The sequence below is a fragment of the Pseudoalteromonas sp. NZS11_1 genome (genome assembly GCF_015864275.1).
GTDB classification, from domain to species: domain Bacteria; phylum Pseudomonadota; class Gammaproteobacteria; order Enterobacterales; family Alteromonadaceae; genus Pseudoalteromonas; species Pseudoalteromonas arctica.
In genome coordinates this window covers 80,985-104,635 of sequence record NZ_JADYXK010000003.1, presented here as the reverse complement: position 1 = coordinate 104,635, position 23,651 = coordinate 80,985, and the positions used below count along the sequence as shown (strand labels likewise).

Genomic DNA, 23,651 nt, shown 5'->3' with positions numbered 1-23,651 from the left:
AGTCTCCTTAGTAGCTACCGTGAGTGTTGTTTTCAATTTCTTCAACCGTTACTCTGCGCCACATTTTTACATAACACCAGGTGGTGTAAGTTAAAATAAGTGGGACAAAAATACACACTGCAACAAACATTACATTGAGCGTTTTATGGCTCGATACCGCATCCCAAATTGTTAAGCTAATATTTGGATTGTTGCTTGATGGCATAATAAATGGGAACAGTGAAACACCGGCCGTCATAATCACGCCAATTAACATTAAGCTTGTTGAAATAAGTCCAAGTGCTGGTTTATTCAATTTAGAAAACAATAGCGCACTTAGTGCCATTGCAAACGCTAAAATAGGAAAGGTCATAGTCCATGGGCGTTCACTGTAATTGCTAAGCCACGCGCCTTGGGCTGTTGTTACTACTTTAGCTAATGGATCTGCATGGCTTTGTGTATCAGGCATAGATACAATTTGGTAACCCGTTAAATTAGCAACCCAAAAACCAGCGCCTGCAAACAGTATAATAAACACAATCAGTGAATAACGACCATATTGCCCTGAGCGATCTGCTACTGCATCAGCTGTACGAAGCTGTAACCACATACCAGCATGAGCAATTAGCATAGTGATACTCACTAAACCAGCAAGCAAACCAAACGGGTTAAGTAAACCAAAAAATGAACCTTGGTAGCTAACACGCATTAAGTTATCAATATTAAATGGTACGCCTAAAAATAAGTTACCAAAAGCAACACCAAAAACTAATGCTGGAATTGCGCTGCCTGCAAGCAAGCCCCAATCCCAGTTATTGCGCCAGCGTTTTGAGTCTACTTTACTGCGGTAATCAAACCCAAGTGGTCTAAAAAACAAAGCAAAGAGTACTAGCATCATGGCAAAGTAAAAGCCCGAAAATGCAGCTGCATAAACCATAGGCCACGCTGCAAATAACGCGCCACCTGCGGTAATAAACCATACTTGGTTACCATCCCAGTGTGGACCGATGGTATTAATTACCGTACGGCGCTCTGAATCTGTTTTACCAACTAGGCGAAGCAACATAGCAACGCCCATATCCATGCCATCGGTAATAGCAAAGCCAATAAGCAGCACGCCAATGATCAACCACCAAAGCATTTTTAATGTTTCATAATCAAAAATCATGATTGCTCTCCTTCAGTTTGATCAGTTTTATTTGGCAATTCAAAATGATATTTACCAGTATGTAGCGAGCTTGGTCCTTGCTTAACAAAGCGGATCATCAACCAACCTTCAACAATGGCTAAACCAGTATAGAAAACAATAAATCCAGTTAAGCTAATTAAAATATCGTTTACTGTTAGTGACGACGTGGCTAAAAAGGTCGGCAGTATTTCAGATATAGCCCAAGGTTGACGTCCATACTCAGCAACTATCCAGCCAAATTCAATAGCTATCCAAGGTAGTGGAATGCTCAATACGGCAGCCCATAACAACCAGCGTTTTTGCTCAATAACGCGATGTGCGTTGTAGTAAAATGCCAATATAAATACACCCAACATGGCTACACCACAGGCAACCATAATCCTAAATGACCAAAACATAGGGCCTACTTTAGGGAAAGAGTCTTTAACGGCTTTTTGAATGTGCTCTTCGGTAGCATCTACAACATCAGGTGTGTAGCGCTTAAGTAGCAAGCCATAACCTAAATCATCTTTTAGGGTATTAAACTTAGCAACATTTTCTGGCGTATCTTCACCGTTTCTGAGTTTTGTAAGGTATTCATAAGCAATCATACCGTTGCGAATACGTACTTCGTGTTGTTTTTCTAGGTCGTTAATACCCGTTACTTGCTCATCAAGTGAACGCGTAGCAATTAACCCAAGTGCGTAAGGTATTTTAACCGCAGCATGTGTTACTTGCTCTTCTGAATCAGGAAAACCAAATGCGGTAAACGCAGCCGGAGCCTCTTCTGTGTGCCACTCAGCTTCAATCGTGGCAAGTTTTACTTTTTGAACTTCGCCTACTTCGTAACCTGATTCGTCACCGAGTAAAATTACACATAGAATTGATGCTAAACCAAAGCCCGATGCGACCGAAAAAGAACGTTTAGCAAACGCTAAATCACGGCCTTTTAATATGTACCAACTACTTATGCCCAGTACAAACATAGATGCAGCTACATAACCTGCCGATACGGTATGAATAAACTTAACTTGTGCTACAGGGTTAAACACAAGCTCTGCAAAGCTGGTCATTTCCATGCGCATGGTTTGATAGTTAAATTCAGCACCTACTGGGTTTTGCATCCAACCGTTGGCAATCAAAATCCACAGCGCCGACATGTTAGTACCAATTGCCATTAAAAAGGTTGCACCTAAATGTTGGCGTTTAGAGAGTCTGTCCCAGCCTAAAAAGAACATACCTACAAAGGTCGATTCTAAAAAGAATGCCATTAAACCTTCAATTGCCAGGGGAGCCCCAAAAACATCACCTACGTAATGGGAATAATAAGACCAGTTAGTACCAAACTCAAATTCCATGGTAAGGCCTGTCGCCACACCAATTGCAAAGTTAATACCAAACAATTTTCCCCAAAACTTAGTCATATCACGATAAATTTCGCGACCGGTCATAACATAAACCGATTCCATAATAACTAAAATCCAGGTCATACCTATCGTTAACGGTACGAATAAGAAATGAAAGAGAGCGGTAACAGCAAACTGTAATCGCGATAGATCCACAAAGGTTTCATCTATCATTATTGGCTCCTTGAGAGTGACGGATTAACAGGGCAACATTTAATTGGCAAAGTTAAGGTTTAATGAACTTTCAGTAATTACTGAAAGTTTGTAATAGTATTTACTTTTGTGCAATTTTTGTCAACATACATATTAGTAAAACTTAATATATATTTCCTATGCTACATCAGTATTAAAAACAAACAACATAAAGCCTTAACTTACGTGATAAAAAACCAGTTATTTAAAGCGTTTAACCAAACAGTAAAACACGGTAAACTAATAAGCATGAACGCCTGGTTTACTTGTGAAATAAAATCAAATGAATAAAGATAAAAAACAACTACGAATTGGTATTGTGGCAGGTGAACTGTCGGGCGATATTTTAGGTGAAGGTCTAATTAAAGCCCTTAAAAAACATTTTCCGGACGCTATTTTTGAAGGAATAGCAGGACCTAAAATGCAAGCGCAGGGCTGTAAAACACTTTACGACATGGATGAGCTTTCGGTAATGGGGCTTGTTGAGGTGCTAGGGCGTTTGCCGCGTTTGCTTAAAATACGTAAACAACTCGTGCAGCATTTTGTAGATAACCCACCTGATGTATTTATTGGTATAGATGCACCCGATTTTAACTTACGCGTTGAAAAGCCACTTAAAGATGCGGGCATTAAAACAGTACAGTATGTAAGTCCATCTGTTTGGGCGTGGCGCGAAAAGCGAATTCATACAATAAGTGCAGCCACTAACTTAGTGCTTGCGTTACTGCCATTTGAAAAAGAATTTTACGATAAACACCAAGTGCCATGTACATTTGTGGGTCATACCTTGGCTGACGACATAGCACTTGAGCACGACGATACTAAAGCACGTGCAGAACTCGGCTTAAGCCTTGATGACAAAGTACTGGCGTTACTTCCTGGTAGCCGAGGCTCAGAAGTTGGTTTACTAAGTGAAACTTACATTAAAACAGCCGCAGAGCTGCAAGCTAAAAACCCCAATCTTAAAGTTGTGGTGCCATTGGTTAACGAAAAACGCAAAGCGCAGTTTACTGATATATTAAACGCTACCGCGCCAAACCTTAATGTTAACCTGCTTGATGGACAATCAAAATTAGCGATGCAAGCTGCTGATGCTATTTTATTAGCGTCGGGCACTGCAACACTTGAAGGTATGCTTTATAAAAAGCCAATGGTAGTGGGCTATAAAATAAAGCCTTTGAGCTATTGGATATTTAAAACTTTATTTACGTTTAATATTAAGTATTTTTCGTTGCCTAACTTATTAGCAGACGAAGAGCTAGTGCCTGAGTTTTTACAAAGTGAGTGTAATGTGGCTAATTTAACAAATGCGCTTACTCCTGTGCTTAATACAGATAACATTGAGCTAAAAGCACGCTTTTTAGCTATTCACGAAAAAATTAGATTAAATGCCAGCGAACAAGCAGCGAATGCTGTGGCGGAGTTAATAAATGCAAATTGATAGACCTAATGTATCCTTAATTGCCGGTGTAGATGAAGTAGGGCGCGGCCCGCTTGTTGGTGATGTAGTTACTGCCGCCGTCATTTTAGATCCCACTAAACCGATTGCTGGCTTAGCGGACTCTAAAAAATTAACGGATAAAAAACGTCAAGCGCTTGCGATTGAAATAAAAGAAAAAGCATTGTGTTACGCCTATGGTCGCTGCAATCCGACAGAGATTGATGAATTAAATATTCTGCACGCAACGATGCTTGCCATGACCCGCGCAGTAGAGGCATTAAGTACGCAACCTGAATTTGTATTTATAGATGGTAATCGTTTGCCAAAACTCACTATGCCAGCGCAAGCTATTGTTAAAGGCGATAGCTTAGTGGCAGAAATTTCAGCGGCGTCTATTTTAGCTAAAGTAGCACGTGATGACGAAATGATTGAGCTTGATAAACGCCACCCTGAGTATGGCTTTGCAGGGCACAAAGGGTATCCAACAAAAGCACATTTTGCAGCGCTTGAGCAGTACGGCGCGATTGATGAGCATCGTAAAAGCTTTAAACCTGTGCAGCGTGTATTGGCGCAAGCCAATGGTGAGGGTTAAGCATGGCTGCTCCTGATTTTGTTCATTTAAGAGTTCATTCAGATTTTTCGATGGTTGACGGCCTTGCTAAAACAAAGCCAATAGTTGCTAAAGCGCAAGAGCTGCAAATGCCCGCTATTGCGATTACCGATCAAATGAACTTTTGTGGCTTAGTGCGCTTTTATGGCGCCACGCATAACGCCGGTATTAAGCCTATTGTGGGGGCGGATTTTTGGGTTCGTAGTCCTGAATTTCCTGACGAGCCAAGCCGCTTAACCATATTAGCCAAAGACAACGACGGCTATAAAAATATTACCTTATTAATATCTAAAGCGTATCAACGTGGGCATGTGTTTCATCGCCCAGTGATTGACCGAGAATGGCTGGTGGAGCATAAAACGGGCTTAATTATTCTCTCGGGCGCTAAAGATGGTGACTTAGGTAAAGCGTTACTAAAAAATAATCCAAGTGTTATTGAGTCGGTAGTTAGCTTTTATAAGCAGCATTTTAGCGATAACTACTACCTTGAGCTTGTTCGCACTAACCGACCGCTTGAAGAAGACTACTTACACATGGCGGTAGAGCTTGCTACCAAAGAGCAGTTACCTGTTGTAGCAACCAACGAAGTAGTGTTTTTAAAGCCTGAAAACTTTGAAGCGCACGAAATTCGCGTTGCTATTTTTGACGGCTACACGCTTGACGATAAACGCAGACCTAAACGGTTCTCTGAAGAACAATACCTAAAAACATCAGAGCAAATGGCTGAGCTGTTTAGCGACATTCCAGAAGCCCTACAAAACACAGTAGAAATAGCTAAACGTTGTAATGTAACGGTTCAGCTAGGGACTTACTTTTTACCTGATTACCCAACTGGCTCACTTAAGATTGATGAGTTTTTAGTTAAAGTTTCAGAAGATGGTCTTGAAGAGCGACTGCAGTTTTTATTCCCCGACGAAGAAGAGCGAAAAGTAAAACGCGTTGAATACGATGAGCGACTTGATATAGAGCTTGGCGTAATTAACCAAATGGGATTCCCAGGTTACTTCTTAATCGTAATGGAGTTTATTCAGTGGAGTAAAGATAACAATATTCCTGTTGGACCTGGTCGTGGTTCAGGTGCGGGTTCGTTAGTTGCGTACGCACTTAAAATTACCGATTTGGACCCACTTGAATTCGACTTGCTTTTTGAGCGGTTTTTGAATCCAGAACGTGTATCAATGCCCGATTTCGACGTCGATTTTTGTATGGATAGACGAGACGAAGTAATTGATCACGTATCGGCTTTGTATGGGCGAAATGCGGTATCGCAAATTATTACCTTTGGCACCATGGCTGCAAAAGCGGTAATACGCGATGTAGGGCGAGTGCTTGGGCACCCTTACGGGTTTGTTGATCGTATTTCTAAAATGATCCCCGGCGATCCTGGGATGACACTTGCTAAAGCGTTTGATATAGAACCGCGCTTGCAAGAAGCCTACGATGGCGATAACGAAGTAAAAGATTTAATCGATATGTGTCGCATCCTAGAAGGGTGTACACGTAACGCCGGTAAACATGCGGGTGGCGTAGTAATATCACCAACCACTATTACCGACTTTGCTGCACTTTATTGCGATGACGAAGGTAAGTTTCCGGTCACACAGTTTGATAAAAACGACGTAGAAACTGCAGGCTTAGTTAAGTTCGATTTCTTGGGTTTACGTACACTGACTATATTGCAGTGGGCGGTCGAAATGACCAATGTGCGCATGGAGCGCCAAGGTAAAGACCTCGTTGATATAAATACCATCCCACTGGATGATAAAAAAAGTATTGAGTTGCTACTTCGCGCTGAAACGACTGCTGTATTCCAGCTAGAGTCGCGCGGTATGAAAGACTTAGTACGCCGACTTAAGCCCGACTGCTTTGAAGATATGATTGCACTCGTGGCCTTGTTCCGACCAGGTCCGCTGCAATCAGGCATGGTAGATAACTTTATCGACCGAAAACTGGGCCGCGAAGAAATCTCATACCCAGATGCGCAGTATCAGCACGAAAGCTTAAAACCAATACTTGATCCAACGTACGGCATTATCTTGTATCAAGAACAAGTAATGCAAATTGCGCAAGTACTAGCAGGTTACACGCTAGGTGGCGCCGACATGCTGCGTCGTGCAATGGGTAAGAAAAAACCCGAAGAAATGGCAAAGCAGCGTTCAACGTTTGAAGACGGCGCAAGAAATAACGGCATTGACGGCGAACTCGCAATAAAAATCTTCGACTTGGTAGAAAAGTTCGCAGGTTACGGTTTTAATAAATCTCACTCGGCGGCGTATGCACTTGTTTCGTATCAAACGCTGTGGATGAAAACGCATCATCCTGCAGAGTTTATGGCTGCGGTAATGTCGGCTGATATGGATAACACCGACAAAATCGTTATTTTGGTGGATGAATGTGAAAACATGAAGCTCACCTTATTGCCGCCAGATGTGAATGCAGGTGAGTTTAAGTTTACAGTAAACTTGCAAGGCGAGATTGTTTACGGCATTGGCGCGATAAAAGGCGTAGGTGAAGCACCGGTTGATGCAATATTAGAAGCGCGTGCAAAAGGGGGCCCATTTAAAGATTTATTTGATTTTTGTGCCCGAGTTGATTTAAAACGCTTAAATAAACGCGTGACCGAAAAATTAATTTATTCAGGTGCACTCGATAATTTAGGGCCAGAAAAAACCCAAGCTGGCCGTGCTACATTACTAGCGAGTTTAAAAAGTGCAATGCGGGCAGCCGACCAACACAACAAAGCTGAGCTATTAGGGCAAAGTGATTTGTTTGGTTTATTAGCCACTGAGCCTGATGAGGTTGAACAAGCCTTTATTAAAGCCACAGGCCTAACTGATAACGAATGGTTAGATGGTGAAAAAGAAACCCTAGGCCTTTATTTAACTGGGCATCCGATAAATCAGTACCGCCGTGAGCTTAGGCATTATACCAGCGGGAAAATAGTTGATTTACAGCCAACGAACCGTGATGTATTTGCAACAGCCGCAGGTTTGGTGATTGCTTCTAGGGTATTAATTAACAAAAAAGGAAATCGTTGGGCCTTAGTAACTTTAGATGACAAGAGTGCACGGATTGATGTACGCTTGTATTCAGACGAGTTTGAAAAGTACCAAGATATGCTCCAAGTTAACAATATCTTGGTAATATCTGGACAGGTCAGCTTTGATAACTTCTCCGGTGGTATTACAATGACCGCCAGAGAAATAAACACCATTGCTCAAGCGCGTGAAAAGCGTATTAAAGCGATTAAAATGACGCTGAACATGGTGCAAGTCGAGGCAGGTTTCTTCGATAAATTACAAAAAGTACTCGAACCCTATAAAATGGGAACGTGTCCGATCAAGGTTTATTACCAACGTCCAGATGCGTTGGCGCAATTAACTCTTGGGATCGAATGGTGTGTTACGCCAAGTGACGACTTAATTCATAAGTTATCACTAATGGCTGCGCAAGATGTAGAACTAGAATTTAACTGATTAGGTAGTTTAGAGCATGAGCCTCAATTATCTTGATTTTGAGCTTCCAATTGCAGAATTAGAAGCAAAAATTGAAGAATTACAAAATATAAGCCGCGCTGGCGAATTAGACCTTGAGTTAGAAGAGGAAGTCAGCAAATTAAAAGAAAAAAGTGCCAAACAAAAACAGGAGATTTTTTCTAATTTAGGCGCTTGGCAAGTATCACAGTTAGCACGTCATCCGTTGCGTCCTTACACTCGAGATTATATCGAGCGCATTTTCACGGAATTTGACGAGTTTGCTGGCGATCGTACTTTTGCTAACGATCCGGCTATTTTAGGAGGCGTTGCGCGTTTAGATGGCGAACCAGTCATGGTTATTGGCCAACAAAAAGGCCGTGACACTGCTGAAAAAATTAAACGCAACTTTGGTATGCCAAAGCCAGAAGGTTACCGTAAAGCATTACGCTTAATGGAAATGGCTGAGCGTTTTAAAATGCCAATCATGACCTTTATCGACACGCCGGGTGCATACCCAGGTGTTGGCGCTGAAGAACGTGGTCAATCTGAAGCAATCGCGCGTAACTTAAAAGTAATGGCGACACTTAAAGTGCCGACAATATGTACGGTTATTGGTGAAGGCGGTTCAGGTGGTGCATTAGCGATTGGTGTTGGCGACAGAGTTAACATGTTGCAATACAGCACTTACTCTGTAATTTCGCCTGAAGGTTGTGCGTCTATTCTTTGGAAAAGCGCCGACAAAGCCCCACTTGCAGCAGAAGCAATGGGTGTAACCGCAGAGCGAGTTAAAGAACTAGATTTAATCAGTAACTTAATTGATGAACCTCTAGGCGGCGCGCACCGCAATTACGATGCTATGGCACGTAACTTAAAAGTTCGCCTTAAACGTGACTTAGCAGACCTACAAGCACTTACACTTGAAGAGATGCTTGATCAACGTTACAAACGTTTAATGTCGTTTGGTTATTGCTAAACACATTAAATGTTAAAAAAAGCCGCTTATGCGGCTTTTTTGCTTTAAAATGTTCAGAGTTTTTATATAAAAGTGCGCCCATATGCATACATCAGCAATTTATCAGCAATTAAAAAAATCATTAAATAGCTATATTGAGCAAGGTAACACCGCTTTTACAGTGGCGCTTTCTGGTGGCGTTGATTCTGTGGTGTTGTTGCATTTAATGCGCACTTTAAAAGTAGATAACCCTGCAATTAATGTATCGGCTATTTATGTCCACCATGGCTTGAGCCAGTATGCTGATGACTGGCAACACTTTTGCAAAAACGTATGCATTGAGCTTAATGTGCCTTTTGAAGCTGCGAAAGTTGTTATTGAGCCGCAGTCGCGCACAAGTCTTGAAGCCCAAGCACGCGACGCCCGTTATAAAGCACTTGATGAACTAAGCCCACAAGGCAGCATTATTTTACTGGGCCAACACTTAAACGACCAAGTAGAAACGTTTTTATTGCGCTTAAAGCGTGGCTCAGGTTTAAAAGGGCTAGGTTCTATGTATAAAGAGCGCTTGCTGCAAAGTGGGCGTATATGTTTTAGACCATTGTTAAATGTAGCTCGCAACGATATAGAAGCGTTTGCAACGCAGTTTAGTATTAGCCACATAACCGATGACTCTAATACAGATGAAAGTTTTGATCGTAACTTTTTACGCTCAAAAATAGTACCTGTGTTAGCTGAGCGCTTTAATGGGTTTGAACAATGCACTGCACGAAGTATTGAGCTACTACAGCAGCAACAAACATTACTTGATGAATATACTCAGCTTGATTTAAATAAGTGTATTAACGAGCATCAAGCACTTTGCATTGGCCAGATAAGCGAATACAGCGCAGCGCGCATTGCAAATATAGTACGTGCGTGGCTTGCACTATTTACACAAGTGATGCCATCGCAAAAGCAGCTCGAGCAAATTATTAATCAAGCAATGTGCGCAAAAAACGATGCACAAATGCGTATTGATTTGCTCGATGGGCAAATACGTCGTCATCAAGGTTATTTGTATTTTGTAACACCAAGTGAAGTATTAACAGATATTGAGCTGAATCATTCAGAGCTAAAACTTGCAGACGGGCGCTTATTAATTAAAAGCATTGGTTTTGGAGTAAGACCTCCACACGCTAATGAGCAAGTAATAGTGCGCTTTGATTGCAATAGCGCACGCATTAAACCACTTAAAAAGCCTGGTAGTAATACAGTTAAGCATTGGTTTAAAGATGCAAAAATAGCGCCCTGGCTTCGCGCCAGTGTGCCGCTTATTTTTTATAATGATGAATTAGTTCAAGTGGTTGGTTATTTTATAAGTGCTAAGCATATTGATGAAAATGGTATTTTTTGGGAGTGTAAATAAATGAGTAAACAGCCGCATGTTGGTTTGTCGTTAGTTACTAAAGCGCCAATGGGTATGCTAATAACGGCCGTTATAGCTATTATTGCTAATATTTTACTTGAGCTAAATATTGTAACGTTAGGTTATGCAGTTGCGGGTGGAATTGTATCTGCAGTGCTTTTATTAGCTTATTGGTTAGGTAAAGGTGGATTGTTTTTTATTTTAGGCGTGAGCCTGCCACTGCTTTTAGTATTATTTACACCGCTTGCTACTATTACCGCATTACTTAATTTAATTAGCGGATTCTTTTTTGGTTTTTGTGCCGCGTTGTTTATTTATAAATTGGTAAGTGCAAAGCCTAGCGGGGGAAGCTAGGCTTTTTATTTAATGCAGTTAAGTAAAGACTAATATGCTTTTGCGCAGTTTCTACCAGATGCTTTTGCTTTATATAAGCCTTTATCGGCGCGAGCAAATATTTCAGTTTCGCTGTCTTGGCTGTTAGCTAAAGTAAAACCAATACTGGTTGTTACTTTATACTTAGACATTAGAGGCGATTTTCTTACTAAGCACATTATCCGCTCAGCAATCACTTTATTCGTTGTAAACTCAGGGTCTTCAATAAGTAAAGCAAACTCATCACCACCAAATCTAAATACCGAATCAGTGCCGCGTATGCTGCTACACAGTACTTTTGAAAACTCTTTAAGTGTATCGTCACCAATTTTATGGCCAAAGTTGTCGTTAACTTGTTTAAAATTATCTAAATCAAGCAGCATTAAACTAAATGGACGCTGGTAACGACGGCAGTTTTCAAGTTTTTGCAGTAAAAAGTCATTAAACTGACTACGGTTATTTAAGCCTGTTAACGCATCTTTTGTGGCAAGCTTTAGTACTCGGCTATACATCATCGCATTACGAAGTGGATAAACCAGCGCAGTATGCAAAGTATGTAGCTTTTTCTCAATGGCTTGACCAAGTGGGAATTTACTAAAATAAATTAGTTGCCCTAAGTGTTCTTTACCAATCGCCAAATCAAAAATATAGGGTGTACTATTTGTATCACTCTGTGATGTTTGTGTAGTTCCCAGTGTTGACTGAAACTGTAAACCAGAGAAATTTAACAATTGTTTTGTAAATTTTGCGTATATAGCTAAAACATCCTCAATCACTAAGCTAGTTTGTAGCTCTGTGACGAGTTTATGTGTTTCTGTTATTTCATTTGTTGGCGAATGTTCAGCCGAAAACGGCAAAAAATCACCGCGACCAGACACACGCTGCGTCAAAATATGGACGTTTTCCATTAAATTCTCCCCCGAGGGTGTTACTTTGCAATTACTAAGCGATTTTTGTGCCATATTTTAAAACTGGCTGAAAAACAGAAGGTTGCTATATTTAAAGTAAGTCCCTTGGTTTAATTGACGCGTGAGGCCGAATTTGCAGAGTATTAACGTTCAAATTTTTGGCTTGCTAGTGGCAGCAGTTCTTTTTGTGTGGTTTTTTAAACGCATTGGCTTGCCGCCTATTTTGGCGTACCTAGCAACGGGGGTTTTAGCCGGTAGTCATGGTATTGGTTGGTTAGCGCAATCTCATGAAATAGAGTTTGTAGCAGAGCTTGGGATTGTGTTTTTGTTATTTAGTTTGGGGTTAGAATTTTCTATCTCGCGGCTAATGGCAATGCGAAGCCTAGTATTTGGGCTGGGCTCGTTACAAGTAGGTATAACCAGCTTACTCTTCATTATTATTTTATATTGTTTAGACTTTTCCCTACTCACCAGTTTTACCATTGGTACAATTATGGCGCTTTCTTCTACGGCTGTAGTGGTTAAGCTATTAAAAGAAACGGGTGAGCTTAATCAGCGCCGTGGGCAATTGGCCGTTGGTGTACTGCTTTTTCAAGATATTGCTGTTGTTCCTCTATTAATAATACTTCCTTTATTTGCCTCAAGCGACTCTCAAAGTATTGGCTGGGCTTTAGCGTTTGCCCTAAGTAAGGGCGCATTTGTATGCGTGCTTCTTTGGGCAATTGGTAAATGGGTATTGCCCATTGTGTTTAAAGAAATAGCGCAAGTACGAACCGATGAGTTGTTTGTGCTTACCACTATATTAGTCGCCTTATTTGCGGGCTTTTTAACGTATATGTTTGGCTTGTCTATGGCATTGGGCGCTTTTTTAGCGGGAATGATGTTAGGTGAGAGCCATTACAGGCATCAGTTAGAGGCCGATATACGTCCATTTCGCGATATTTTAATGGGGCTGTTTTTTGTAACTGTGGGTATGCAGTTGGATATTTTATTTGTACTGGCGCATATAGTAATAATTATTGGCGCATTGCTTGGGTTACTCGTATTAAAAATTACAGTAGTAGCACTTAGTGCGCGGCTAATGCATGAGCGAAACCAAGACTCGCTCGCCTGTGGCATTATGCTGTGGCAAATGGGGGAGTTTGGTTTTGTACTTATCGCACTTGCTGGCCAGCATCAGTTATTAAACTCAGAGCAAGCTTCATTTTTAATTGCCCTTGGTGTGTTATCAATGGCATTTACACCATTTTTGATTGATAAAACGCCATTTATTTTAAAGCGTTTGGGTATACTCGATCGCCCTAGTTTAGCGCTGGAGAGTGAGCCACAAAGTAGTACACTTTATAGTGACCATGTTGTTATTTGTGGTTTTTCGCGTGTTGGGCAAACTATAGCGCGTTTTTTAAAGCCCGAAGCAATAGACTACGTTGCCATTGAAAGTAACCCAATTTTAGTACAAGAAGGCAAAGCGGCAGGTGAGCCTGTTATATTTGGCTATGTTAAACAAAAAGATATTTTAAAGTGCGCAGGAGTAGAGCGAGCTCGCTTGGTTATTATTACTTTTACAGAGCTTGATCACGCACAAGTTGTTATTGATGCCATAAAACAAATAGCGCCCAACGTTAAAATACTTATTCGTACTCGTGACGATAGCCAGTTAGATTATTTAAAAGGGCTAGGCGTAACCGAAGTAGTGCCAGAGTCATTAGAGGCGAGCTTAATGCTCGTGTCGCATGTGTTGTCTATGTCGGGCGTACCGATGACGCGTATTGTGCGTAGAGTAAGTAAAGAACGTCGTAATCGTTATCCATTAATGCAAAGCTTTTACGCAGGGTATTTTAAAGATAGCGAAGATGCCTCAAGTGAACGATTAGAATACTTACATGTTGTAGCGCTACCTCAGCAAGCTTATGCCGTGGATAAAACAATTGAAGATCTTAATTTAGAAAAGCGGCGAGTGCTCGTAAAAGCACTGCGCAGAGAAGGAGCCGAAATAGATACGCCATCAGCGCAAACAACATTATTGGCTAATGACGTTTTAGTATTACAAGGTAAACCAAGGCGTGTTGAGCGGGTAGAGCACTATCTGCTCGACGGAATCGAATAGTGACTTAGATTAATCTAACTCTAAAAATTCACGCATCTTAGGCAACTGCGCCATACCGTCTTCATAGCCAATTTGCATTAAATGCTGGGTGTAGCGTTTTTCAAACAATAGGTAACTGGTTAAGCTCGATTGCGAATGCTTTTTTACACCTATGGTACGTAGCAATACTTTAATGGCCCATGGCATATCGTCGTAATACTGCGCTGCAATGGCGTTAAAGTTTTGCGAAGGGTTAATGACAAAGGTATCTATTTGTTTAAGTTCTTGATGTTTGTCGCGAGCGGGTAATAGCCCTAATGTTCGGTTAACACGAGCCAAACGCTCCAAATCCGATTGCATAGTGTCGGTAAATACACTGTCGAGTAAATGCCCTGCAACAGCAGATAGACCCGGATAATGTGGCGAGTAACCCGGTGGGTGTAATTCTTTGGGTTGGTCGACCCCAATAATAAATATTTTTTCAGCGCCTAAATGAATCGACGGACTCAGCGGAGAAAGTTGATGTATAGAGCCATCCCCAAAGTAATGGTTATAAATATTTACACTTGGAAACACCATAGGGATGGCACTCGATGCCATTAAGTGCTCAACATTGATACGAGTTGCACGGCCTTCGCGTTTAGCACGCTGCCAAGATGTTTGCGTATTAGATTGAAAAAATGCAACAGAGTCGCCCGTTGTATAACTTGAGGCCGTAATTGAAAGAGCATCTAAATAATTACGATGTAAATTGCGCTCAATGCGGTGTAAATCTAAAATTTCGTTTAATAAACCACGCAGAGGGCGGTTGTTTAGCAAGCTCGCTGGTGGATGGTTAATATGCTCTGACTGAAAGCTCGTTAAAATATTACGCGCAATATGACCAAACACGCTTAAAAAATCACTTTTATAGACCATAGAGGTTGAAAAGTTTTTCCAAACTGATTCAAGCTTTCGTACAGCCAAATGCGCACAGGAGGCGTAACATGCTAACGCAGCTGAGTTAATAGCCCCAGCAGAGGTGCCATTTATTACTCTAAATGGCAATGGAGCAGTACGAGGCATACTATGAGCTAGCGCTTTAAGAACACCCACTTGATAAGCAGCACGTGCGCCACCACCTGTGAGTAATAAGGCAATTTTAGGTTTTTGTGGATCAACTTGCTTGATTTTCATATTGGTGGTTAAACTGTTCTACGTCTTTACTTTATTTATTAACTGTAAGTCTTTAAGCTAGAAGAATCAAAGGATAACTGCCCTAATACTTATTACATTGTTTAATCACCCAATTTAGTACGTAACTTACTTTGCTATAATTGCCGTATTATAAAATGTCATAGTATTTGTGTAAGAATGAATTTAATCCACTTAGCGTACTCTAAGTGATATCGCATTTTAATTTTTATGGAGTTCGTATGTCAGATAAACCAGAAGCATCAGATGTTCAAAAACGTCCACCTAATAACAATATTCTTTTCGCCGTTATTATTTTAATAGTCGTAGCATGTGCGGCCGCCTTCGTATTGCTAACACCCAGTGACGAGCAAGCAACACGCACTGAGGTAGAGCCCACAGTTAAAGAACAACCTATGATGGAGCTTAAACCCGAGAACGACCCCGTGGTAGATGCGCCGTCTGTAAATCCAGAAAAGCCAGCAGAGCTTGAAGTACCAGCACAAAGTCCAAGTGAGCCTGTGCCAGAAGTAGAGCCACTACCAACACTTAACGAAAGTGATGCAGTTGTTGTTGCTAAAATGGACGAGTACCTAAGCGACTCAGTAATGAGCTTAATGGTGACCGACGATGTTATTCGTCGTGGTGTGGTATATGTAGATAACTTAGCAAAAGGAAAAATAGCTAAAAAACACATGCCTGTTGTACAGCCAGAAGAAAAATTTAGCGTGAATGAAGGTGATATCTTAACTATTAACCCTAACAGCTACGAGCGTTATACACCGTATGTGAAAATATTTACCAGTATGAGTGCAGCGCAAGCCGTTCGCATGTACGAAGAGTACAAGCCACTTATTAATAATGCATACAGTGAAATTGGTTACGGCGATGACGAGTTTAATCAAACGCTAACCGATGCAATCGATTTATTACTTGATACGCCAGAGCCTGAAGGTGACTTGCCGTTACTTCGTGATTCAGTAACGTACCAGTATGCGTTTTCGGAGTGGGAGCAATTACCAGATGCACAAAAACAGCTTTTACGTATGGGTCCAGAAAACATGAAAAAAGTAAAAGCAGCATTACGTAATATAAAAGCGCAGTTAGAGAACAATTAATACGCACTAAAATAGCTAAATACGCCGCGATTGTATATGAAGTATGCAATCGCACTTTCTTTTTAGATTATCCCTTGAATAACAGAGCAAAAGTAGAGATAATCCCTCCCGCGCCAACCAAGGCCCTCAATGGTAGTCTTATTGGTCCTCTCGCAACACTAGCAGGCGAACCTGGTCAGGCCCGGAAGGGAGCAGCCACAGTTTGTGACGTGTGTGCCGAGATGTGGCTGGTAAGACTGCCACCCAAATTCCTCATTTGGGTGTTTGAACTAATAAACTTAATTCCTCAAAAATAATTCCTCTAATTAAATAATACTATTTATTTATAGATTACTTTATAAATTACTTTATAGATTGTTATGTCATTTTTGTTAAAAATATTACTAATAACTACATGATAGTATTAATTAAAAGTAAATTAACCTCCCTTTTAAACATGTTGCTCATCCTCGATTCGTAAATACGACTTAAGTCTAGATTGTGTAGTACGAAGTTAGGATTAGAATAATGTGAAATTTAGAAAGGGGCTCAAAATGAACTTGGAACGTATTCGCAATAGTAACCTGCACGACAAGGTGATGCCGGCAGAACAAGCAAGCCAATTTATTAAAGATGGAATGACTGTAGGGATGAGTGGTTTTACTCGTGCCGGAGAAGCTAAAGCAGTACCCAGAGCATTAATTGAGCAAGTCAAAAAAAATCCAATAAAAATAAATTTAATGACTGGCGCATCTTTAGGTAATGATTTAGATAAACTACTTACCGAAGCGGGCATTTTAGCGCGTCGTATGCCTTTTCAAGTAGACAGTACTTTACGTAAAGCGATTAATAACGGTGAAGTAATGTTTATTGATCAGCATTTATCTGAAACGGTTGAGCATCTACGAAATCATCAATTAACCATGCCTGATGTAGCTGTTATTGAAGCAGTCGCTATTACCGAAGAAGGGCATATTGTGCCAACTACATCGGTAGGTAACTCAGCCAGTTTTGCTATTTTTGCCAAAGAAGTCATCGTTGAAATTAATATGCTGCATAACCCGAACCTTGAAGGTTTGCATGACATATACATTCCATCGTATCGTCCTACTCGCCAACCAATGCCGTTAGTTAAAGTAGACGACCGCATTGGTAGTACTGCAATTGCTATTGATCCTGCAAAAATTGTTGGTATTGTTTTTACTAACCAAAGTGATTCGTTTTCTACCGTTACCGACCCTGATGAAGACACCGCCGCTATTGCGCGCCATTTAGTTAACTTTTTTAAAGATGAGGTGGCTCAAAATAAATTGCCAGCTAATTTAGGTCCGCTGCAAGCAGGCATTGGTAACATTGCTAATGCAGTGATGATGGGACTACTCGATTCTGACTTTAAAGACTTAACAATGTACTCTGAGGTACTACAAGATTCGACGTTTGACCTAATTGACGCAGGTAAGATGAGCTTTGCATCGGGCAGCTCAATTGTTTTGTCAGAGCGTTGTAATGCGCAAGTATTTAATAATTTAGAACAATACAAAGATAAACTAGTGTTACGCCCTCAAGAAATTTCGAACCATCCTGAAATAGTGCGCCGTTTAGGAATTATTGCAATAAACACTGCACTTGAGTTTGATATGTATGGCAACGTAAATTCAACACATGTGTGTGGCACACGAATGATGAATGGTATTGGCGGCTCGGGCGATTTTGCTCGTAATGCTCATTTAGCAATATTTGTGACTAAATCGATTGCTAAAAATGGTGCTATTTCAAGCGTAGTGCCTATGGCGAGTCATGTTGATCATAACGAACACGATGTTGATATTTTAGTAACCGAGCAAGGCTTAGCTGATTTACGCGGTTTAGCGCCGCGTGAGCGAGCGATACAAGTCATTAAGCACTGCGTGCACCCAGATTACCGTGACGATATGTTAGATTACTACAATCGCGCTTGTGAGCGTGGTGGGCACACCCCTCATTTACTTGAAGAAGCGTTTAGCTGGCATATTCGTCTTGAACAACAAGGCAGCATGAAAAAAGTATCTGTAACCGATGCTCAAGTGCAACTGTCTGCATAAGCATTTTGGTTTATTAAAATTGAATTAGTTAGTTTTATACTTACTTTTGAACCGCACTAGTGTCAGCTCAATCAGCTTTGATTAGTGCGGTTTGATATAAACTGTAAGTCCAAAATAATTTTATACCTACTCTTTGCATACCTTTCCCAACCACCTTTTATTATTTTATTCACTTAGGTTTAAGTGCTATTACCGTTATTAAGTGTGTAATGTGCTTATTAAAAATATAGGTACTAAATGGCGTTTGATAGAGGATTAGAAGAGCGACCTACAGTAAAACCAGTTAAGGGCTTGGTTTATATTTTGCCTGAAGGTTTTGAGTCTGATTCTGATTTAGCATATTGGGTAAATACGTGCGTTAACTTTGTAGAGTCTTTACCGCCCAAACCTTTTAAAAAACGACCTGTACTTAAGTAAATTAGCGAAGTATCACCTTAATTAAAATAAGCACTGCAATCAAATTACTGGCGCTATGAGCATGAATACTACATAATTGAGCGACTGCTCACTTATGCGTTTTTTTACTTATGTATGATTCATACTGTTTCAAAAGACGCTTTAAATTTTTTAGTAAATAAAAGAGAGAATGTAATGATTAAAGTAAGCGTATTATACCCAAATAATGAAAGTGCTACTTTCGATATGGACTACTACTGTAAAACACATTTACCACTAGTTGCAGAGTTAGTTGGTAAAGCGCTTATATCAAGTAGTGCAGATGCAGGTTTAGCAGGTGGCGCACCGGGCGAAGCGCCAACTTATATTGCTATGGGGCATTTAGTGTTTGAATCGGTAGAATCTTTTCAGCAAGCCTTTGCACCTCATCAAGAGGCAATAGCCGCTGATTTAGTTAACTTTACTAACGTGTCTCCAGTAATTCAAATTAGCAATATTGCTGGGTAAATTACACGCTAAAACTAATTTAAGAATTACTTAATAACCCCTACTGTATTTAATACAGTAGGGGTTTTATTTTAACTGCAATAAAAGGGCTAGCGCTCTGTTTTGAGTAATATTAGTTCTAATATTTAGATGTATTAAACCCGCTCCTGTGTTGATTATGAAAATGATAAGAGTTATCATTTAGCTTGTTGGCTATCTACACTTCTCCCAGGAATTATCATGTTTAACTCTAATTATTTGGCATTAAGTATTGCTGCGTCTTTATCTGTTTTTTCTAATATAGCTTTTTCACAACAAAACGACGACATTGAAACTATTGAAGTAACTGGCCGTGCCCAGCAATTTTACTTAGAGACCGAAAGTAAAATTGGGACTAAAACTAATTTAGATCTTATTAAGCTTCCGCAATCTGCGCAGGTATTAACCGAGCAACTTATTATTGACCAAGCAGCGCGTGACATTACCGATTTGTACCGATCTATTGCGGGAGTGAGTGAATATAGCTACTCAGGCGTAACTTTTCGTGGTTTTAGAGACGATGCCAATGTATTTTACGATGGTGTGCGTGGCGACCCATATTCGGGCTTTGGTGTACCGCAGTTATTTAATGTTGAACGTGTTGAAGTTTTAAAAGGGCCAGCCTCTGCTTTGTATGGCGGTGGCGAACCTGGTGGGATGATTAATTACGTAACCAAAAAGCCAAGCTACACACAAAAACGCGAATTAAAGCTTACGTTGGGTAACTACAACACCCGTGGTGCATCACTTGATATGACCGGCGGTTTAACCGACACCATGGCGTACCGTGTAGGTGGCTATTACGAGGAGCAAGACAGCTTTCGTAACAATGCAGACTCAAAAAACACCGAGCTGACAGGCGGATTGTTATTTGATTTAAGTGATTCAACAACCCTAACCACAAGTGTTGACTACATTAAACAAGACCTAGGCGGAAACCGCCTACGTGGCGTACCGGTAGATGACAACGGCAATTTTTTAGTTGACCCAAGTTATAACGCTAATGAAGCGGTTGATTATCAAAATATGGAAGCTTTGGTGCTTCAAGCAGAACTTAGCCATTATTTTAATGATGATTTTTCGTTAAGTACTACGTTTCGTTACATGGATAACGAGCGAGACCAAGCCTACCATGAGTCGCAAAGCTGGGTAGATGTAAACGGTGATGGCGTTGCCAATATTGACGATGAAACGATTAAGCGTGAATACCGTAAGCAATTTCGTGCCAATAAAGAGGCAAGTGTAACCACCGACTTTGTTTATAACTTTGGACAAGGACAATTAACCCATCAGTTTTTATTTGGCGGTGATTACCACACCGTTGATACCGAATATGACTACTTTCGTGCTCGATATGAGGCCGATGGCGTCGCTAATTTAAATATTTTTAATTTAAACTACGGTGAAACCGATCCAAGTACTTATAACCTTACCGACATGAACCGCGATGGCGTAGATACCGACCGATTTGGTGTATACGCTCAAGACGTAATTAGCATTGGCGAGCAGTGGACAATAATTGCAGGTTTGCGCTATGACCATTTTAAAGAGTTTAATCAAGAAACTGGTTTTAGCTACTCAGATAACGACATAACGCCGCGCGTTGCTGTTACTTATCAGCCAATAGAAAACACATCGGTATATATTAATTACTCAGAGAGCTTTAACCCTACATCATCAGCCGACCAAGAAGATGTAGAAGGCGAAGGTAATTTAGAACCAGAAACCGGTAAGCAAACCGAGTTGGGTATGAAAAACCAATGGCTCGACGGCAAAATAATGAGCACCTTTGCAATTTACCAAATTAATAAAGAAAACGTGGTAATGAGCAACCCTGACGATACGGGAGCGGGGGATGGCATTGCTGCACTTTTAAATATAGGTGAAGTAGAAAGCCGAGGATTTGAAACAACTTTAGTCGGTGATTTATCAGCGCACTGGACCGTAACGGCTAACTACGCGTACAACGATACACAAGTGGTAGACGGCGTAACGGGTGATACGCTTTCAAATACATTTGGAGATGGTTCGCGTTTTGCTAATGCACCACGCCACCAGGCAGGTTTATGGTCTCGCTACGCTATTGATTCAATTGACTCATCAATTGCCTTTGGTGCAAATTACGTAAGTGAGCAACTGAGTACCAGTGGCCAAAAAGTAAAACCATTTACCGTATTTGATATGAGCTGGACGAGTCGCTTTGATGACGTATTACTGAGTGTAAATATTAATAACCTATTTGATAAAGAATACGCGGTTAGTGGATTTAGTGAGCGGAACGGCCACTTTCCTGGCAGCCCTCGTGAAATTATTGGGCAAATAACCTACAAGTTTTAATACTTATTAGCGCGAGAGTTACTCGCGCTTTGTTTTAAGTGTCGCCTTGCACCTTTTTATCACTATTAAATTTAGCGGCTTCTTGAGTAGTGTTAATAGCCGTAATAGGGAAGGGGATTACAATACCTTCTTTTTTATAGCGTTTATGCAGGGCTTTTATAAAAGCAGATTTTACCCAAAAGCGATTAAAGTATTCTTTAGCTCTAAGCATTACCGTAAAGTTAATGCTTGATCTATCAAAGGTATGAAAAACCACAAAGGTATTGTAATCATCAACGCCCCATTCGTGTGAAATAAGTATTTCACGAGCCACTTCAAGTGTTACTTGTTCAACAAATTCTAAATCTGAATCGTAATGCACGCTTATATCAACAGGCACGCTTAGCTCTTTTTCAGGGTAAAAGTAATTAATAATACGCGACTTAGATAATTGGCTATTAGGTATAATAATCATATTGTTAGGTAGCATTTTAACCCATGTAGATCGCCAGCCTATATGATCAACAAAGCCTTGCTCCTTAGATTCAAGCTCAATAAAATCACCCACCCTTATAGGTTTATCTATTACTAGCTGCACGCCAGAAAAAAAGTTTTCGAGGGTAGGTTGCAAAGCAAGGGCAACAGCTAGTGATGTAATACCTAACGAGGCAATAATAGGCGTAATAGAAATGCCTAGCGTGCCCATTAAAACCAGTAATCCCACTGACGATAATGTAACGCGTATCACGCCTTTAATTATGCTTTTTGAATTAAAAACCACGGCAGATTGCTTACCATAGTAATTAATAGTGCCAATAATAAAGCGGTCTAAAAACATAATAAGTGCAAGCAGAGCTAATACAATATTAATGCTATTAAAAGGGATCTGTTGAGAAATAGAAGTACTAATAATGAAGGTGTCGTGCTCTAAAATGGTGAGTAGCACAATAATTGTGCACAGTGTTAGTGGCTTAGATATTGACTCTATTAGTAAAGTATCGAATATAAATTTGGTTTTTGAAGTCCATTTTTTTAGCCAGTACATTACAAAAAAACGAATTAAAAACAGTAGTATAGCTATAAGTAATAGGGAGGACGCTGCACCTAACCAAGGTGTGTTGTTAGAAAATTCCAGCGCTTTATTTAGCATAACTTAAACCTGTTCAATATAGTTTTATATATATTGCAGCAAGTTATGTACCTTTGTTTGGGTAAAGTAGCTGCCGAGTTTAGTCGGCAGCAAATATTATACTTTTTTGGCTAACCACATACCGCCTAGCACAGCTGCAAAAAACAATAAAAACTCCATTTTAAGAGATACTAATTGAACCAAGCCCGGGCCTGGGCATATACCACTTAAACCCCAGCCTAAACCAAAAAGTACCGAGCCGATAATTAAGCGTGCATCAATTTTTTTTAAATCACTTAAATTAAACGTTCCTGAAAGAAGTGGCTTTTCTTTTTTTGCAACCCATAACCATGTCAGCATCATTATTAGCATGGCAACAGCCATTACTATAATTAAGCTTGCGTCCCATTGGTTTCCATAGGTAAGAAAGTTAATCACTTTAGCAGGGTTTGTCATCCCGCTAATAATAAGTCCTAAGCCAAATATAAAGCCTATAACAACCATCATAATTGCTTTCATTATTTATCCTACAAGGTTTGCTGTAATGAAGGCGACAAGCATAAATGTGCATGTTGCAACCCAAGAGCGAGTAGAAAAGCGCGACATGCCGCACACACCATGGCCACTTGTGCACCCATTAGCTAACGTTGTACCAGCGCCAACTAAAAGCCCTGCAACAACAATAAGCCAAGGCGGTAATTGCAATTCGGCTTCTAATAAAGAAGGCGCAAATACCCTTACAGCGACTCCTGCCAACAATAGCCCTAAAATAAAGTATAACTGCCAACGAGAGTCTGAATTTGCTTTAGCGAATACAGACTTAACAATGCCTGATATACCCGCAATTTCTCCGTATAAAACCAGTAATAACGTACACGCTATACCTATTAATGCCCCGCCTATTGCAGCCGATACTGGGGTGAATTCTGTTATCAT

The 23,651-nt window shown here is 40.5% G+C and carries 19 protein-coding genes and 1 other RNA gene; 13 read left to right on the top strand and 7 right to left on the bottom strand.

Annotated elements, in window-relative coordinates; all coding sequences use genetic code 11:
- Positions 1-7: 7 nt before the first annotated feature.
- Positions 8-1,147 carry a cytochrome d ubiquinol oxidase subunit II gene (gene cydB / locus I6F44_RS04260; protein WP_231609329.1) on the bottom strand — a complete coding sequence of 380 codons (1,140 nt, stop codon included), beginning with the start codon at positions 1,145-1,147 and terminating at the stop codon, positions 8-10.
- On the bottom strand, positions 1,144-2,727 hold the full coding sequence (locus I6F44_RS04255; RefSeq protein WP_010553739.1) for a cytochrome ubiquinol oxidase subunit I: 1,584 nt from the start codon (positions 2,725-2,727) through the stop codon (positions 1,144-1,146). Before I6F44_RS04255 ends, cydB begins: the two co-directional genes overlap by 4 nt.
- Positions 2,728-3,028: 301 nt before the next feature.
- On the opposite strand from I6F44_RS04255, the gene lpxB reads away from it, so the two are divergent.
- From lpxB to I6F44_RS04225, 6 genes are all read left to right on the top strand, one after another.
- On the top strand, positions 3,029-4,186 hold the full coding sequence (gene lpxB / locus I6F44_RS04250; RefSeq protein WP_197173344.1) for a lipid-A-disaccharide synthase: 1,158 nt from the start codon (positions 3,029-3,031) through the stop codon (positions 4,184-4,186).
- Entirely contained in the window at positions 4,176-4,778 is a 603-nt protein-coding gene (gene rnhB / locus I6F44_RS04245; RefSeq protein WP_010553737.1) for a ribonuclease HII, read from the top strand. Before lpxB ends, rnhB begins: the two co-directional genes overlap by 11 nt.
- Positions 4,779-4,780: 2 nt before the next feature.
- The gene (gene dnaE, locus I6F44_RS04240) at positions 4,781-8,272 is read left to right on the top strand and encodes a DNA polymerase III subunit alpha (RefSeq protein WP_010553736.1); all 3,492 of its coding nucleotides are present in this window, start codon (positions 4,781-4,783) and stop codon (positions 8,270-8,272) included.
- A gap of 16 nt (positions 8,273-8,288) precedes the next feature.
- The gene (gene accA / locus I6F44_RS04235; RefSeq protein WP_007581016.1) at positions 8,289-9,245 is read left to right on the top strand and encodes an acetyl-CoA carboxylase carboxyl transferase subunit alpha; all 957 of its coding nucleotides are present in this window, start codon (positions 8,289-8,291) and stop codon (positions 9,243-9,245) included.
- An 82-nt stretch (positions 9,246-9,327) separates the two neighbouring features.
- Entirely contained in the window at positions 9,328-10,632 is a 1,305-nt protein-coding gene (gene tilS, locus I6F44_RS04230) for a tRNA lysidine(34) synthetase TilS (protein ID WP_197173343.1), read from the top strand.
- Entirely contained in the window at positions 10,633-10,986 is a 354-nt protein-coding gene (locus tag I6F44_RS04225) for a hypothetical protein (RefSeq protein WP_007581020.1), read from the top strand.
- A gap of 29 nt (positions 10,987-11,015) precedes the next feature.
- Here the strand turns inward: I6F44_RS04225 and I6F44_RS04220 are convergent, their stop codons facing one another.
- Positions 11,016-11,912 carry a GGDEF domain-containing protein gene (locus tag I6F44_RS04220; protein WP_024590733.1) on the bottom strand — a complete coding sequence of 299 codons (897 nt, stop codon included), beginning with the start codon at positions 11,910-11,912 and terminating at the stop codon, positions 11,016-11,018.
- Between the two features lie 133 nt (positions 11,913-12,045).
- Here I6F44_RS04220 and I6F44_RS04215 point away from each other — a divergent pair, with 133 nt between their 5' ends.
- The gene (locus I6F44_RS04215; RefSeq protein WP_197173342.1) at positions 12,046-14,019 is read left to right on the top strand and encodes a monovalent cation:proton antiporter-2 (CPA2) family protein; all 1,974 of its coding nucleotides are present in this window, start codon (positions 12,046-12,048) and stop codon (positions 14,017-14,019) included.
- A 9-nt stretch (positions 14,020-14,028) separates the two neighbouring features.
- Here the strand turns inward: I6F44_RS04215 and I6F44_RS04210 are convergent, their stop codons facing one another.
- Positions 14,029-15,174, bottom strand: coding sequence for a patatin-like phospholipase family protein (locus tag I6F44_RS04210; RefSeq protein WP_007584072.1), 1,146 nt, complete (start codon positions 15,172-15,174; stop codon positions 14,029-14,031).
- A 239-nt stretch (positions 15,175-15,413) separates the two neighbouring features.
- Here I6F44_RS04210 and I6F44_RS04205 point away from each other — a divergent pair, with 239 nt between their 5' ends.
- The 6 genes from I6F44_RS04205 to I6F44_RS04180 all read left to right on the top strand — a co-directional run bounded on the left by I6F44_RS04205 (position 15,414) and on the right by I6F44_RS04180 (position 21,607).
- Positions 15,414-16,289: a DUF3014 domain-containing protein gene (locus I6F44_RS04205; RefSeq protein WP_101164364.1), complete on the top strand. Its 876-nt coding sequence runs from the start codon at positions 15,414-15,416 to the stop codon at positions 16,287-16,289.
- A gap of 139 nt (positions 16,290-16,428) precedes the next feature.
- An RNA gene (gene ffs, locus I6F44_RS04200) (signal recognition particle sRNA small type) lies at positions 16,429-16,525 on the top strand.
- Between the two features lie 297 nt (positions 16,526-16,822).
- Complete coding sequence (locus tag I6F44_RS04195) at positions 16,823-18,349, top strand: acetyl-CoA hydrolase/transferase family protein (protein ID WP_197173341.1); 1,527 nt, start codon at positions 16,823-16,825, stop codon at positions 18,347-18,349.
- A 237-nt stretch (positions 18,350-18,586) separates the two neighbouring features.
- Positions 18,587-18,766, top strand: coding sequence for a hypothetical protein (locus I6F44_RS04190; RefSeq protein ID WP_231609242.1), 180 nt, complete (start codon positions 18,587-18,589; stop codon positions 18,764-18,766).
- A gap of 174 nt (positions 18,767-18,940) precedes the next feature.
- Positions 18,941-19,252 carry an EthD family reductase gene (locus tag I6F44_RS04185; RefSeq protein ID WP_007584064.1) on the top strand — a complete coding sequence of 104 codons (312 nt, stop codon included), beginning with the start codon at positions 18,941-18,943 and terminating at the stop codon, positions 19,250-19,252.
- A gap of 219 nt (positions 19,253-19,471) precedes the next feature.
- A complete protein-coding gene (locus I6F44_RS04180) occupies positions 19,472-21,607 on the top strand; it encodes a TonB-dependent siderophore receptor (RefSeq protein ID WP_197173340.1) in 2,136 nt (711 codons plus the stop codon).
- Positions 21,608-21,641: 34 nt separating this feature from the next.
- Here the strand turns inward: I6F44_RS04180 and I6F44_RS04175 are convergent, their stop codons facing one another.
- The 3 genes from I6F44_RS04175 to I6F44_RS04165 form a co-directional block, all read right to left on the bottom strand.
- A complete protein-coding gene (locus I6F44_RS04175; protein WP_002958286.1) occupies positions 21,642-22,736 on the bottom strand; it encodes a mechanosensitive ion channel family protein in 1,095 nt (364 codons plus the stop codon).
- A gap of 96 nt (positions 22,737-22,832) precedes the next feature.
- A complete protein-coding gene (locus I6F44_RS04170; protein WP_002958285.1) occupies positions 22,833-23,234 on the bottom strand; it encodes a DUF6691 family protein in 402 nt (133 codons plus the stop codon).
- A 3-nt stretch (positions 23,235-23,237) separates the two neighbouring features.
- Positions 23,238-23,651: a YeeE/YedE family protein gene (locus I6F44_RS04165; protein ID WP_197173339.1), complete on the bottom strand. Its 414-nt coding sequence runs from the start codon at positions 23,649-23,651 to the stop codon at positions 23,238-23,240.

What these genes read in the sequence shown, in the direction of transcription:
- cydB (WP_231609329.1), bottom strand. Translation starts at nt 1,147, where the DNA reads ATGATTTTTGATTATGAAACATTAAAAATGCTTTGGTGGTTGATCATT.
- I6F44_RS04255 (WP_010553739.1), bottom strand. Translation starts at nt 2,727, where the DNA reads ATGATAGATGAAACCTTTGTGGATCTATCGCGATTACAGTTTGCTGTT.
- lpxB (WP_197173344.1), top strand. Translation starts at nt 3,029, where the DNA reads ATGAATAAAGATAAAAAACAACTACGAATTGGTATTGTGGCAGGTGAA.
- rnhB (WP_010553737.1), top strand. Translation starts at nt 4,176, where the DNA reads ATGCAAATTGATAGACCTAATGTATCCTTAATTGCCGGTGTAGATGAA.
- dnaE (WP_010553736.1), top strand. Translation starts at nt 4,781, where the DNA reads ATGGCTGCTCCTGATTTTGTTCATTTAAGAGTTCATTCAGATTTTTCG.
- accA (WP_007581016.1), top strand. Translation starts at nt 8,289, where the DNA reads ATGAGCCTCAATTATCTTGATTTTGAGCTTCCAATTGCAGAATTAGAA.
- tilS (WP_197173343.1), top strand. Translation starts at nt 9,328, where the DNA reads ATGCATACATCAGCAATTTATCAGCAATTAAAAAAATCATTAAATAGC.
- I6F44_RS04225 (WP_007581020.1), top strand. Translation starts at nt 10,633, where the DNA reads ATGAGTAAACAGCCGCATGTTGGTTTGTCGTTAGTTACTAAAGCGCCA.
- I6F44_RS04220 (WP_024590733.1), bottom strand. Translation starts at nt 11,912, where the DNA reads ATGGAAAACGTCCATATTTTGACGCAGCGTGTGTCTGGTCGCGGTGAT.
- I6F44_RS04210 (WP_007584072.1), bottom strand. Translation starts at nt 15,174, where the DNA reads ATGAAAATCAAGCAAGTTGATCCACAAAAACCTAAAATTGCCTTATTA.
- I6F44_RS04205 (WP_101164364.1), top strand. Translation starts at nt 15,414, where the DNA reads ATGTCAGATAAACCAGAAGCATCAGATGTTCAAAAACGTCCACCTAAT.
- I6F44_RS04195 (WP_197173341.1), top strand. Translation starts at nt 16,823, where the DNA reads ATGAACTTGGAACGTATTCGCAATAGTAACCTGCACGACAAGGTGATG.
- I6F44_RS04190 (WP_231609242.1), top strand. Translation starts at nt 18,587, where the DNA reads ATGGCGTTTGATAGAGGATTAGAAGAGCGACCTACAGTAAAACCAGTT.
- I6F44_RS04185 (WP_007584064.1), top strand. Translation starts at nt 18,941, where the DNA reads ATGATTAAAGTAAGCGTATTATACCCAAATAATGAAAGTGCTACTTTC.
- I6F44_RS04180 (WP_197173340.1), top strand. Translation starts at nt 19,472, where the DNA reads ATGTTTAACTCTAATTATTTGGCATTAAGTATTGCTGCGTCTTTATCT.
- I6F44_RS04175 (WP_002958286.1), bottom strand. Translation starts at nt 22,736, where the DNA reads ATGCTAAATAAAGCGCTGGAATTTTCTAACAACACACCTTGGTTAGGT.
- I6F44_RS04170 (WP_002958285.1), bottom strand. Translation starts at nt 23,234, where the DNA reads ATGAAAGCAATTATGATGGTTGTTATAGGCTTTATATTTGGCTTAGGA.
- I6F44_RS04165 (WP_197173339.1), bottom strand. Translation starts at nt 23,651, where the DNA reads ATGATAACAGAATTCACCCCAGTATCGGCTGCAATAGGCGGGGCATTA.